The organism is Streptomyces sp. NPDC000878 (assembly GCF_053599695.1).
On record NZ_JBSFMT010000071.1, the window covers coordinates 1 to 12,959 of the forward strand.

Annotated in this window: 15 protein-coding genes; 11 read left to right on the forward strand and 4 right to left on the reverse strand. The window is 66.6% G+C overall.

Features of this window, described 5'->3' with window-relative positions; translation table 11 throughout:
- The 8 genes from ACWDR4_RS40070 to ACWDR4_RS40105 all read left to right on the forward strand — a co-directional run.
- Positions 1 to 4,338 (forward strand): DUF6531 domain-containing protein (locus ACWDR4_RS40070; RefSeq protein WP_450415872.1); only part of this gene is annotated, 4,338 nt, incomplete at its 5' end.
- Positions 4,339 to 4,380: 42 nt separating this feature from the next.
- Positions 4,381 to 4,878 (forward strand): hypothetical protein, encoded by a 498-nt coding sequence (locus tag ACWDR4_RS40075; protein ID WP_450415874.1) that lies wholly within the window; start codon positions 4,381 to 4,383, stop codon positions 4,876 to 4,878.
- A 369-nt stretch (positions 4,879 to 5,247) separates the two neighbouring features.
- Entirely contained in the window at positions 5,248 to 5,706 is a 459-nt protein-coding gene (locus tag ACWDR4_RS40080; RefSeq protein WP_450415876.1) for a hypothetical protein, read from the forward strand.
- 15 nt (positions 5,707 to 5,721) lie between these two features.
- Positions 5,722 to 6,186 (forward strand): hypothetical protein, encoded by a 465-nt coding sequence (locus ACWDR4_RS40085; protein ID WP_450415877.1) that lies wholly within the window; start codon positions 5,722 to 5,724, stop codon positions 6,184 to 6,186.
- A 17-nt stretch (positions 6,187 to 6,203) separates the two neighbouring features.
- Positions 6,204 to 6,632 (forward strand): hypothetical protein, encoded by a 429-nt coding sequence (locus ACWDR4_RS40090; RefSeq protein ID WP_450415878.1) that lies wholly within the window; start codon positions 6,204 to 6,206, stop codon positions 6,630 to 6,632.
- A complete protein-coding gene (locus ACWDR4_RS40095) occupies positions 6,565 to 7,056 on the forward strand; it encodes a hypothetical protein (RefSeq protein ID WP_450415880.1) in 492 nt (163 codons plus the stop codon). The genes ACWDR4_RS40090 and ACWDR4_RS40095 overlap by 68 nt, the downstream gene beginning before the upstream one ends.
- A gap of 157 nt (positions 7,057 to 7,213) precedes the next feature.
- Positions 7,214 to 7,597 (forward strand): hypothetical protein, encoded by a 384-nt coding sequence (locus ACWDR4_RS40100; RefSeq protein WP_450415881.1) that lies wholly within the window; start codon positions 7,214 to 7,216, stop codon positions 7,595 to 7,597.
- A gap of 38 nt (positions 7,598 to 7,635) precedes the next feature.
- Positions 7,636 to 8,097 (forward strand): hypothetical protein, encoded by a 462-nt coding sequence (locus ACWDR4_RS40105; protein ID WP_450415882.1) that lies wholly within the window; start codon positions 7,636 to 7,638, stop codon positions 8,095 to 8,097.
- 31 nt (positions 8,098 to 8,128) lie between these two features.
- Here the strand turns inward: ACWDR4_RS40105 and ACWDR4_RS40110 are convergent, their stop codons facing one another.
- Positions 8,129 to 8,332 (reverse strand): DUF397 domain-containing protein, encoded by a 204-nt coding sequence (locus ACWDR4_RS40110; protein WP_450415884.1) that lies wholly within the window; start codon positions 8,330 to 8,332, stop codon positions 8,129 to 8,131.
- Between the two features lie 10 nt (positions 8,333 to 8,342).
- The gene (locus ACWDR4_RS40115) at positions 8,343 to 9,194 is read right to left on the reverse strand and encodes a helix-turn-helix domain-containing protein (protein WP_450415885.1); all 852 of its coding nucleotides are present in this window, start codon (positions 9,192 to 9,194) and stop codon (positions 8,343 to 8,345) included.
- Between the two features lie 190 nt (positions 9,195 to 9,384).
- Between ACWDR4_RS40115 and ACWDR4_RS40120 the strand changes: the two genes are divergently transcribed.
- Genes ACWDR4_RS40120 through ACWDR4_RS40130 form a run of 3 tightly spaced genes read left to right on the forward strand, consistent with a single transcriptional unit; the run spans position 9,385 to position 11,056 of the window.
- Positions 9,385 to 9,825: an ATP-binding protein gene (locus ACWDR4_RS40120; RefSeq protein ID WP_450415887.1), complete on the forward strand. Its 441-nt coding sequence runs from the start codon at positions 9,385 to 9,387 to the stop codon at positions 9,823 to 9,825.
- 33 nt (positions 9,826 to 9,858) lie between these two features.
- Positions 9,859 to 10,743, forward strand: a complete 885-nt coding sequence (locus ACWDR4_RS40125; RefSeq protein WP_450415889.1) for a hypothetical protein — start codon at positions 9,859 to 9,861, stop codon at positions 10,741 to 10,743.
- Complete coding sequence (locus tag ACWDR4_RS40130; RefSeq protein ID WP_450415890.1) at positions 10,727 to 11,056, forward strand: hypothetical protein; 330 nt, start codon at positions 10,727 to 10,729, stop codon at positions 11,054 to 11,056. Before ACWDR4_RS40125 ends, ACWDR4_RS40130 begins: the two co-directional genes overlap by 17 nt.
- 39 nt (positions 11,057 to 11,095) lie before the next feature.
- Here ACWDR4_RS40130 and ACWDR4_RS40135 read toward each other — a convergent pair whose 3' ends face one another.
- Together ACWDR4_RS40135 and ACWDR4_RS40140 are read right to left on the reverse strand one after the other, a co-directional pair.
- Positions 11,096 to 12,187: a hypothetical protein gene (locus ACWDR4_RS40135; protein ID WP_450415892.1), complete on the reverse strand. Its 1,092-nt coding sequence runs from the start codon at positions 12,185 to 12,187 to the stop codon at positions 11,096 to 11,098.
- Complete coding sequence (locus ACWDR4_RS40140) at positions 12,184 to 12,858, reverse strand: hypothetical protein (RefSeq protein ID WP_450415894.1); 675 nt, start codon at positions 12,856 to 12,858, stop codon at positions 12,184 to 12,186. Before ACWDR4_RS40140 ends, ACWDR4_RS40135 begins: the two co-directional genes overlap by 4 nt.
- Positions 12,859 to 12,959: the final 101 nt, after the last annotated feature.

The window sequence follows — 12,959 nt, forward strand, 5'->3', positions numbered from 1 at the left end:
CCCAAGAACCTGAAGAAGCTGAAGAGGTCGTACGACCTGTGCGGTGATGCGCTGGTGGACTACTGGCCGAAGCTGGAGCGGGCGCAGGCGTTGGCCGACAAGGCGTTGGCCAAGGGGCGGGAGGCGCAGGCGGATCTGTCCTCCGCCAAGTCGCGTCTGTCGTCGGCCGATTCGTGGGTGACCCGTGCCGGCAAGGAGTCCGACAAGTACAAGGACGACCCGACCGGCAGCAAGGCGACGGAGCCGCCGGACGAGGCGAAGGTACGGGCCGCCACCCGGGACGCCCAGCACGCCAAGTCGGCCCAGAGCACGGCTCAGTCGGACGTCACCGGTGCGCAGTCCGCTCTGGACGCGGCGAAGAAGATGGCCGAGGACGCGCGGAAGATGCGTGAGGACGCGGCCGGTGAGGCGAAGCGGAGGATCGACGAGGCCTCCGATGCCGGTATCCAGAACCGGAGTTGGTGGGAGGAGGTCGGTGACTGGTTCACCGACAACTGGGACAGCATCGTCGCGGTGTGCAAGATCGTTGTCGCGGTTGTGGGTGTCGTGGCGATGATTATCGGGGGGCCGATTCTCGGGGCGATCGTGCTGATCGCGGCGCTGGTGGTGCTCGCGGACACGCTCTACAAGTATTCCAAGGGACAGGCGTCTCTGTGGGATGTCGGATTTGCCGCGCTGGACTGCATACCGGGGATGAAGGGGCTGACCACCCTCGGCGGGCTCGCCAAGGGCCTCAAAGGCCTGAAGGCGTTCGGCAAGACCGGTCTCAAGGGCATGGCCCTCGGGGTGAAGGGCATGGGCAAAGGCACTCGTGCCCTCGGGCGGCCGATGAAGAAGCTCTTTACCTGCGGTGACCCGGTCGACATGGCCACCGGTCAGATGGTGATGTCCGAAACGGATCTGACCCTGGACGGTGTCCTCCTTCTTGAGTTTGAGCGCCATCACCGCACGGGTCTCAGGTCCGGCCGCTGGTTCGGGCCCAGTTGGGCATCCACCCTGGACCAGCGGCTGGTCCTCGATGCGGGCGGTGTTCGGTTCACCACGGCTGACGGCATGATCCTCACCTATCCGGTTCCTGAGCGCGACGTGCCCGTGCAACCGGTGGAGGGTCCGCGCTGGCCACTGGAGTGGGAGGGCTCGGCGACCGGCACCATGACCGTGCGTCAACCCGAGTCCGGACTCGTGCTTCACTTTCGGCCGCTGTCCGGCCGCTCCGGCGCCGAGCTTCCGCTCGCCGCGATAACAGATCGCAACGGCAACACGATCCAGGTGGCGTACACCTCTGATGGGGCCCCGCAGGAGCTTGTGCACACCGGCGGATACCGCGTCGGGGTGACCACGGAACAGAATCGGATCACGGCCCTCACCCTCCTCAGCGATCCCGAACAGCCGATCCTCTGTCGCTACGCCTACGACACCCGTGGCAACCTGACCGGGATCCACAACTCCTCCGGGCTGCCCCTGAGGTTCTCGTACGACGAGCAGCACCGGATCACGGGATGGGAGGACCGCACCGGAGTCTGGTACCGCTACGCGTACGATCCCGACGGCCGTTGTGTCCGTACCTCCGGGACCGACGGCATCCTGGACTACACCTACGTCTACGACGCTGAGAACCACACCTCTGCCGCCACCAACTCCCTCGGGTACAGGACCACATACCGTTTCAACGACGCGTACCAGCTCGTCGCCGAGAACGATCCTCTCGGGCACACCACGACCCGTACCTGGGACCGCTACGACAATCTCGTCTCCCTCACGGATCCCTTGGACCGGACCACCACCTACGCGTATGACGAGGCGGGCAATACGGTCCGTGTCGTACACCCCGACGGCAGCTTCGCCGGCCACACGTACGACGAGTACGGGGAACTGGCCTCGACCACCGAGCAGGACGGCGCGCAGTGGCGGTACGAACACGACGACCGCGGGAACCTCGTGGCGCTCACGGACCCGGCCGGTGCCGTCACCACCTACACCTATGACTTGCGAGGCGCCGTCGAGTCGGTGACCGACGCGCTTGGCAACGAGAGCCGGGTTCGGAGCAACAAGGCGGGTCTGGCGACCGCGGTGACCTCGCCGCTCGGCGCGACTACGCGTTTCGCGTACGACGCCTTCGGGCGAGTTCGCGAGGTCGGCGAACCGGACGGGGGAACAACCGGGATCAGCTGGACGACCGAAGGACTGCCGACCCGGCGGAAGTTCCCCGACGGGACGGTGGAGAGCTGGTCGTACGATTCCGAAGGCAACATCCTTGCCCACACCGACGTACGCGGTGGGGTGACCCGGTTCGAGACCGCCCCCTTCGACCGCACCGCTGCCCGGACCGTCCCGGACGGTACCCGGATCGAATTCACCTACGACACCGAACTGCGCCCGGTCCGTGTCAAGGACGCTCAAGGGAACACCTGGTCGTACGAGTACGACCCGATGGGCAATGTCGTCCGGGAGACCGACTTCAACGGCCGGACCGTCACCCATGTGTACGACGCCGCTGGCCGGATCGCCGAGCGGACCAACGGAGCCGGCCAGACCGTCTGTTACGGCCACGATCTCCTCGACCGGGTGATCGAGCAGCGAGCCCCGGACAGTCGCGTCACGCTGTTCGAGTACGACCGGTCCGGTGCCCTCCTCCGAGCGGTGAACCCCGACGCCGAACTCGCCTTCACCTATGACGCGCACGGCCGCGTACTGACGGAGACGTGCAACGGCCGGGTGTTGACCAACGCCTACGATGCCGTCGGACGCAGGGTGAGTCGGCGGACTCCTGCCGGCGTCCTGAGCGAATGGCGCTATGACGCGGCGCACCAGCCTGTCGAACTGCGTGGCTCCGGCCGGACAGTGCGCTTCGGGTACGACGCGGCGGGGCACGAGACCCTCCGGTCCCTTCCGTCGGGTACGTCTCTGGCCCAAGAGTGGAGCGCCACAGGCCACCGTCTGGTTTCCCAAGCCGTACGTGGGCCGGGCGCGGCCCCGGAAAGCATCGCCCGGCGCTATGCCTACCGCTCCGACGGCCTGCCCAGTGCCATCACCGACGCGGTCACGGGAACCTCGGTGTACGAACTCGACGCGACGGGGCGTGTCACCGCTGTCAGCACCGGGGATCGCCAGGAGAAGTACGCCTACGACACCCTGGGAAACCTGGTCCGGTCGCAGTTGCCTGCCACTGCCGGGAGCCATGACGGCGACGTCCAGGGGCGGATGGCCTACCAGGGCACACTGGTTCAAACAGCAGGACGTTCCCGCTACGAGTACGACGGCCAAGGCCGCGTGGTGCGTCACACCCGCGCCCTCCTTTCCGGAGGATCACGTACCTGGCTCTTCACCTGGGACGCGGAGGACCGGTTGCGTGCCGTCACCACGCCGGACGGCCGCCGTTGGCGCTATCGGTACGATCCGCTGGGCAGGCGCGTCGCCAAGGAACTGCTTGTCTCGGACGGCGCAACGGCGGCCGACGAAACGGGAACCGGCGAACGTGTCGTCGAACGCACGGACTTCGTGTGGGACGGCACGCGGCTCGCCGAGGAGAACCGCTCGCGACCGGCTGAGGGAGACGGCGCCGGCATCACCACCTGGGACTGGGAGCCAGGCGGTGACCGCCCGCTCGTACAGCGCACTCGCGCTCAGGACGACTTCGATGAGCGGTTCTACTCCATCGTCACCGACCTCGTCGGTACGCCCACCGAACTGGTCGACGAGGAGGGACGGACGGCCTGGCGTCTCCGCTCCACTCTGTGGGGGCTGCCCCTGCCTGATCCGTCATCCGCTCCAACTGGCGGAGCGGACTGCCCGCTACGGTTCCCCGGCCAGTACTCCGACGCTGAGACAGGGCTCCATTACAACCATCACCGTTACTACGATCCCGGCACCGCGCGCTATCACAGTCCGGATCCGCTCGGCCTGGAGCCGGCTCCGCATCACCACAACTACGTCGTCAACCCGCTCGCCTGGATTGACCCGCTGGGTCTCGCGCCCTCGTGCAAGACCGTCGTACGGCATTACACGGACAAGAACGGCTACAACAAGATCATGGGAGGCGGTGGAAAGGACTCGATCACGCTGAAGGTGCCTCAGAACACCAAGAGCAAGAACACGGCAGCGGTGTACGCGACGCCGATGAGCCCCGCCGACGTCGCCAAGAAGCCCGGTGGGTTCAAGTCCTACCTCGGTCTTACCAAGGAAAAGAGCGAGTACATGATCGAGTTCGAAGCCGAGAAGAAGCTGTTCTCCGGCCGACTCAAGGGCGGCCGGGATCACATCTGGTTCTCCAAGAGCGACGTCACCATTCCCCGCGACTCGATCAAGTACCACGGTCCCACTTCAGGCTGGAAGCCCTGATCAGTACCCACGCCAGCGTGCACATATCGGCAAGGAATTTCGATGGATATCACTGGGCACTCGACCGACTTCGTCGTGGACTTGTCCTTCCCCGCGGCGATGCAGCGTTTCGTCCGGCGTCGCCACCAGCGAGTGCCGGGGCTGTTCTTGTACGGTGAACCGCTCACCGCAGACGCTCTGGCGAACTGGGGTCTCCCTGAAGCGGATGAGGAAGAGGACGACTACTCAGGCATCGTCACGTTCTCCGCGGGCCAGGAAATGGAGGACTTCTGGGAGGAGAACGGCTACGCGCTGGACGCCTCGGGCGAAGGGCCGTTCTCCGTGTTCTACCGGCTCCACGCGAAGGCGTTGCGGGCTCGGACCGTCGCCGGAGTGGAGTCCGAGTCGGCCGAGGGCGCGATGGCAGTGGAAGGGACGGGCCTTCTGTTGTCCGAGTACTTCGCCGTCAGCGTGCTCACGCCGGAGGACCCGGCGTCCGATCCGTTCTCGGCGGGCGTCCTGAGCGACTTCGTCGAGGCCTTCGGCCTTTCGGCGCGGTGAACTCCACGGGCATCCTCCGCCCTGAGTCGCGCACGGCTGCTCGGGCAGGCAGAGGGATATGCGGTCGATCAGGGAGGGTTCATGGGCATTCGCACCGTAGTGACGGGCTTCCGTGGCGCGGAGCCGCTTCCCGGTCTGCCCGATGCCTGGCACTGGTAGCCGGCGCCCGGCATCGACTTCGCGGGTGCGCTGTCCGCCGACGGGAAGCGGCTGCTCCAGCTGAGCGGCCGCAACTCCTACGACCAGGACCTGGCCGTCAGCACCCTTCGGTTCGCCCGTGAGCACGAGGGCGAGATCTTCGCCCGCAATTCCTTCCTGGGCGCGCTCGGCGGCTTCGAACCGCCCGCCGGACACCGCTTCGACGCGGTGGTGGGTATCGCGCCCGAGGTCCACCGCTTCTACTGCGTGGAGAATCCGGCCCTGACCCCGCACGTCCGGCTGACCTTTCCGGCGTACGTCTGCGCGTTCTCCGGTGACGAAACGCTCGACGAGGCCATCACCAGGTACCGCATGCTGCGCCTGAACCATCTCGGCCGCGACCCCCTCCCCTTCCTGAAGATGCGGTACGCCAACACGCGCACCCGGGGCAGGAGCACGAACCCCGGCCGCGGCTTCACCGAGCCGGCGCGGCTCGTGGAGGAGCTTCGGCTGATGGACGGCGGAACCGGGAGCTTCGTCGAGTTCGAGAACCGGCACGGTGATGTGTGGCGTGCCGAATGGCACGGCGCCTGGTTCGTCGCCGAGTGGAACACCCAGAACGGCACACCGCGGCAGACGGAACTGGACGAACTCGTCGAGTTCGCCACCGCGAGGCTGTACGACAGGTAAGGAGGAAAGCCGGGTATGGCGTTCGAGGTCAACTGGCAAAGCGGCGAAGGCCTGCTGGGGCTCGATGACCCCGCCGAGTGGGATGCCGCGTTCGAGCGAGGCGAGGATCGTCTTGGTACGGCGGTGATCGGGTTGGCGTTCCAGTGTTCGCTGGAGGAGGCGTCGCCCCGGATCGTCAGGGCGATGCAGTTGCCGGACCGCGGCCAGCAGGGTTTCGCGTTCACCGCAGCAGGTCACGCGGCTCGACTCAATGGGGAGTTGACCCCGGAGCTGTACGCGGCCCTGCGCGCCGAGGGGCCCGGCGGCATCGCCGAGCACCCCATCAGAGACACGCTGGGGTTCGTACCGTTTCGGAAGCTGCCCCCGTGGTTCAAGCGGCGGTGGGTGCTTGTGACTGTGCGCAACAAGCTGGAGAGCTGGTGGCTGTGGTCCGGGCAAACGGTTGAAGACATCTGGCGGCGGCTGCGCCGACGCAGCTGAGATCGAGAGAGGCGGACATGGTGTCCGGGTGGGACTGGGACGGCGACGAAAGCCTGCTGCCCTTCGACGACCCCGCCGAGTGGGACGTGGCGTACGAACGCGGCGAGGGCTCACTGGGCTCCGCCGCCATCGGGCTGGCCTTCAACTGCTCTCTGGCCGAGGCTTCGCCACGCATCATCAGGGCGATGCGGTTGCCGGACCGTGGCCAGCGGGGGTTCGCGTTCACCGCGGCGGGCGTCGCTGCCCGGCTCAACGGTGAGTTGACACCGGAGTTGCCCGCCGCGCTGCGGGCGGAAGGCCCCGGCCACAAGAGCATCGCCGAGAACGCCATCGACGACACCCTCGACTACGTACCGGTCCGGCAGTTGCCGCTGAGAAATGGGCATCGAGGGCGAACTCGGGTTCGACGAGGACGAGATGCCCGGCGGCAGTGGAGGGGAACATGAGCAGCACCTTCAAGTACCGTTTCCAGAGCCTCTCGGTGGTCTGGCCGCCGACCTGACAGCGGAGTACGCCCTTCCGGGTGCCGACGACGAATTCTTCCTGCGGGTCGACCGACACGTGAGTCTGTCGCTGCCCCAGGGTGTCAGTTGGAGGGAAGCGGCTTGGCTCTCCTTCGGTCTGGCGGCGCATGCACCCGATCTGGCCCTCCGGAACCGTCAAGGAATACGCGTCCGAGTCACTGCTCTTGAGTTCCCCCTCGCTCATTTCCGGTCGGAGGTCGCGGCATTGGCCATGGACGGGTGGGTCCGGCAGGAATTCTCCCTGCCCGATCACGGGTTACGAGCTGTCTTTGACGTCGAGAGGAGAAGCTACGGGTTCCATTGGGGAGAGCATGCCGAGCCGTTCTCGGACGATCTCCTGAAGTAGATTTCGAGAGGGCACTGCTGAACGGCATGGGCGAGCAGATCGACCCCGTTTCGGAAGCAAGGCTCGCGCGAACGGCGTTCGGGCCGCTCGGGGGCGTGGTGGAAGTCGGCGGCAGGGCTCCGTCGTTCGGTCCGGTCCGGTCCGAAGGGAGATTTTCGTGGACGTCACAGGACACTCGACCGACTTCGCTGCGGACTCGTCCGTCACTGAGGCTTCCCTCATGAGGACTGCGGAGTTCCTCATCGAACTTGACGGGGAGATGCTCGACTATTTCCGTGAGATCGCCGAGGAGATGGTCAGTCGGTTCGGGATCTCCCGCGCCGAAGCCGTGGCGAGGATCAACTCGACGTACGAGGATGTCCAGATCGAGCCGTACCCAGACCTCATGTGTCATGAAATGCCGGAGTACTGGGCCTACGGTCTCTACTTCGAGCCACGAGACGGGCAGTTGCCGTACGGTGCACCCGGCGAGGATCTCTCCGCATGGGAAGTGAGGCCGGCTCCTTCAGCGGACTCGCATGTTTGGACGCTCAAGGTGTGAGCCCGAGCAGTTGCCGCCGACGAGTCGAAGGAGATGCGGTGCAGGGATTGCTGGGATTGCTGGGCTTCTACGACGAACTCGACAACAGCCCCGGGCGGCCGAACGGATCCATCCACGATGCCGTCCGGCCCGTCGGGGAGCCGGACGAGGCGGACTTGGTGGCCTACCTGGATGCAGGCCACGTCCTCATCGACGTCATGGAAGCGGGCCACGACGTAGTCACCGGGAGTGCGCACCGCCACTCCTTGGGCTGCTCATCACTGGTCACCGACGGCACTTGGCTCTGGCGCCTGGACCTCCCGCACTATGTGGAGACGCACCACGTCCTGCTCCCCGAGGCGTTCATCGAGCACGTGCGAGGACTGAACCATCGGATGCCGGCCCTCATCGCCGCGCAGTTCGCCCCCGCTGCAACGAAACCCTGCCCTTGGTCGGGTGGGCTTCGGCTGGCCCATGGCGATCGACCGAGGCGGTGCTCGAACCCGAACCACGAGCAGTGACCGGCAGCGGCGCCCCTGAGCCGACGTGAGGTCAGACGGCCGTGTGTGCGGTGTCGGCCTTCAGCGTCTCGACGAACGCGGTGAAGGCTCGGGGCGGGAAGGAGAGGGTGCCGCGCGCCGGTTGCTTGGAGTCGCGTACGGCGACTCGGGCACGCAGGTCCGCTATCTCCACGCAGGCGTTGCCCTCCGCGCCGCCGGAGAAGGTGGACTTCTGCCAGTTCAGGGCCTGAGCCATCGGGTGAGCCTCACAGTTCCTTCGACAGGCGGTGGATGAAGTCCCGGGATGCTGTGGGGTCCAGCGTCGCCTCCTCCACCTTACGGAAGAGCGTTCGAAGCGTCTCCAGTTGGGGTTTCGCGTCGATGAACGCCGTGCCGGTGGCGGCTTCCCGGAGCCCGGTGTCGAGTTGGGGTGTGGGACCGCCCATGTACATCATCGAGGCACCCGCGCCGCCGAAGCCGTCCTGGTCGGTGGGGATGACTCGCACGGTCACATGCCCCTGCTCGATCTGGTCCAGGATCTGCCGGAGTTGGGCGCGGGAGACGCTGCGGTCGGCCACGCGAATGCGCAGGGCGAACTCGTGGACGATCGCGTCGTACGGGGTGGGGTTGTCGCCCTCGATGACGGCGCGCCGCCGCATGCGTAGCTCCACCCGGGGCGTCAACTCGCTCTCGGGCAGCTCCGGGCGCATGTACCCGAAGACCGCTCGGGCGTAGTCCGGGGTCTGGAGGAGTCCGGGTACGTAGGTGACGACGACCTCACGCAGGAACGTGGCATGGTGCTCCGTCTCGGCCAGGTCCAGGTTCACCGGGGGCAGGACTCCCCGGTACTCCTCCCACCAGCCGCGCGTGCGATCGGTCGCCATCGCCGCCAGCGCTTCGATCAACGACTCGTCCGTGCAGGCGTAGTGGGCCGCGAGGCGGCGTACCCGTTCAGCACTGACGCCGACGACTCCGGACTCGATCTGGCTCATCTGGACGGAGTCGGCTCCGAGTAGCGCTGCGGCCTCGCGGGCCTTCATGCCCGTCGCCTCGCGCAGCCTGCGCAGTTCGGTGCCCAGCCGTACTCGGCGGGCCGTGAGATGCCTCTTCGGCGGCACCGCTTCCTCCTCGTTCCAACTACCTCGCGGGCATGCCCCGTTCGGGGGCCAGAGTACGGCAATGGGTTGCACATTCCTAAAGTTAGGAAATACCGTCAGTGCTGCGACGCACACGCTGCGGAATCACCGGACCCCCGGAAGCGCATCGCCCCGTCCTGCCAACTCCCCTCCCCACCACCGGAGTCAACGCATGCCCGAAACCGAAGGAAACGCCCCCACCGCGAACGAACCCTGGGAGTACGTCCTCCACATCCCGCACGACCTTCGCGCGGTCACCGTCTGTCGCCGTACCGTCCGCCTCGTCCTCACGATGCACGGCCTGATCCGCCTCACCGACGTCGCCGAACTCCTCGCGACGGAGCTGGTCAGCAATGCCGTACGGCATACGAAAGGCCCCGTCGCCCTGCGCCTGCGTATGCGGGACGGCTTCCTGAGGGTCGGAGCATGGGACGCCGACCCTGAGCCGCCCAATCCGCCGCCTTCGGCAGGGGAATTGACGCAGCTCACGCACCTGGAGGAGGGGCGAGGTCTGGCTCTGGTCAGTTCCTGCGCCGACCTCTGGGGCTGGCAGCCGCTGAGCAGGAGCGGCATCAGGGGCAAGTACGTGTGGGGTGACCTCGATGCGGCGTGACGCGTTGATCACGTCGGACAGGAAGGAGAGCTGATGGTCGGCTCGTCGCATGAGGCGCTGCATCGGATCTTCCAAAAGGATCCGGCGTTGCTGACACGTGCCTTACAGAGCGTGCTGCATGTCCCGTTTCCGGAACCGCGCGACTTCGCGGTGCTGAACGCGGACCTGACGGAGATCGAGCCCGTCGAGCGACGCGTGGACACGCTGTTGCGGGTGGAGACGGACGACGGGGCCTATCTCCTGGTTGTGGAGTCGCAGGGGAAGAAGGACGAGGACAAGCGCGGCAGTTGGGCGTACTACCTCTCGTTCCTCTACGCGAAGTACCGCTGTGAGCCGGTACTGATCGTCATCACCCAGAGCGCGGCAACGGCTCGGTGGGCGGCGGAGCCCATCCGGCTCGGCCTGCCCGGCTGGCACTCGCTCACGGTACGGCCGCTCGTGCTGGGCCCGGAGAACGTGCCGGTCATCACGGACGGGTGGGAAGCCGAGCGGGACGTACCGCTCGCGGTGCTCTCGGCCATGACACATGGCAGGGGCCCGCAGTCCGCCGCCATACTGGAATCCCTGGCTGCCGCTCTGCGGACCATTGATTCCGACAGTGCGGCTGTTTTCGTGCAGTTCGTCGACTCGTGCCTGGCCGATCCCCGGGCGAAGCAGATCTGGAGGGACCTGATGACGGCGATCAACTACTTCTGGCGGCACCCGCTGGCGGAGCAGGTACGGGAAGAGGGACGGGTCGAGGATTGTGCCGAGATGACTCTCAGTATTCTGCAGTGGCGCGGTATCCCGGTGCCCGACGCTGTCCGGGAGCGAGTGCAGGCCTGCACGGACCTGGAGCAGCTCAGAGACTGGGCTCAGCGGGCGGTCCATGCGACCGCCGCGGAGGACTTGTTCGTCGGCGATGACGATCGAACCTGACGAGGCTGCCGGGAGCATCGCGGACGACCGGACCCTGTGGAAGCTTCCTCCGCACATCTGGCACGAGTCGGCGCGCCGCGTGTGGCTGGAGGCTGCGGAGCAGGCATTCACTGAGGGCTTCGAGGAGGGTTTCCGGGCGAGCCTCATGCAGGGAGTGATCCTGCGTCTCTTCTTCTGGCGCGGGATCGAGGTACCGGAGCCCGTCCGTCAGAAGGTGCGCGCCAGCACCGATCTGGGTCACCTCCGAGTCTGGCGTGACCGCGCCTATGAAGTGGACGACCCGGATGACCTGTTCGCCGGCGGCGCGGGCTGATCTGCCCAGGCCGCCGGGGCCGCCCAGACTCGGCCCGCGTCACCGGTTGACCGACTGGATCTCCTGGACGTTGATGCCCTGCGTCGTCTCGAACGTCCCGTTCGGGAGATTGCCGCCGGTGCCGTCGCTGCCCTGCCAGGTGATCTCCCAGGTGACAGAGGCCCGGAGCTGGTAGGGGGTGCCCTCGGTGGCGCGGAGGTACGTGATCCCGCACGGCGGGGTTTCGGATGCCTTGCGAGCCTCGTACGGCGTACCGATCGAGCCGTCCTCGTTGATCGTGCAGTCGCCCGAGGCCGGGTAAGTGGTGGCGTCGGTCGTACCCGGGTCCAGGTGCAGGGCGACCGGCTTCGCCGTCGTCTCCGCCCACAGACCCGTGTTGGGCAGTTCGGCCCGGACCCTGACCTCCTGGAAGGTGCCCTTGTCCAGCCAGACCCAGGTAGGCAGGTTCACCGTGGACCTGGCTTCCGGCTTCAACTGCACCTCGGTCTCGGGGACCTCGATCTTGTTGTAGGCGTAGTCGGCCAGCGTCTTGGGCGTGGGGGCGTGGGCGATCTTGGGGATCACCCCGGCCGGCTCCCAGAACATGATGCGGTTGCAGTCCCAGGAGAAAGGGTCGGTGGTGTCCGCTGCGACACCGCGCCAGAAGTAGCCCTTCTCGCCCAGGTTGTAGTCGTCGAAGCCCTTGAGGGTTCCCGCGGTTCCATCGGTGGTGTCGTAGTAGTTGAACGTGGACTTGCCGTCCCGGAAGAAGTCCGTCCACAGCTTCGACCCGTACCACCCGATGCGGGTGCTGACGTCGCCCGAACCCACCGTTTCCGAGAAGGTCTTGAGCTGCTCAGGCGTGAAGCCCGGTTCGTACCAGCACGGTGGTGGTGTCCACGTGGTGTCCACCGACGAGAGGGCACCGCGCTTGCCGCCGGTCGGGCCGCTGACCTGGGTGACCTTGATGTTGGAGTAACTGGCGGAGGCGTACAGCTCCTTGCCGTTGGCGCCGCCGGTGGCGGGAGGAGTGGGAGGCGGGGGTGTTGTGCTGCCCGGAGTACCGTCGGCCTGTGCTGCTCCGCCGCTCCACAGGAGGAGGGCGGTGGCCAGGGCCGATGCCAGGTGCCGGGACCGGGTGGACGGCATCATGCCCCGCACTCCTCGACCTCACCCTTGACCTCGATGGCCATGGCTTTCCAGGCCTGGGAAGACCCGGACGGCGGGTTCATGAGCAGGGTGAACTTCTGGTAGCTGCTCGGGCTCTCCTCCGTGTAGAGGATTTTCCCGGTCTTGATCTCCTTGCTGTAGAACTTCGCCTGGTTTCTGCAGAAGGTGACGACGACGTTCTTGTTGCTCAACGTGGTGGCCTCCGCGTTGGAGTACTGATCGGTGCCGGTGACGGTCCAACTGCCCTTCACCCACGCCTTGATCTGAGACTTGGCGTACTCCGCGGCGGGTCCGTCCGAGTAGTACTTGTACGCCTGGTCCTCGGGGTCTTGCGCAGCGATGCCGTGGTCCAGCGCGCGGATGTAGTTCTCCGCGTCGGCCAGTGCCGCCGCGGACCGTGCGTCGGACGGCTTGGCGAAGTCGAATACGAGATCCAGGTCGTCCGGCACACTCACATCCGGCGCCCCCGCAGACACCGACGCCGAAGCAGAAGCAGCAGCCGACGCCGAAGCACTCCCCGCCCCCGATCCCGCCCCCTTGATGCCGCCCGGCGACGAATCCCCGTCACCCCCGCCGCATCCGCTGAGCAGAAGGGCCGCCGTCGCGGTGAGCGTGGTGATGGTGACGGTGACGGACAGGGTGTGGCGGGCCACAGCTGATCTCCCCCGAGGTTGGCTTGTGTGCGGCAGAGAACGAAGCTATCAGGGGTGCGTAGAGGGCATTTGTGTGCCGCCAGGGGATTGTGTGGGGACCG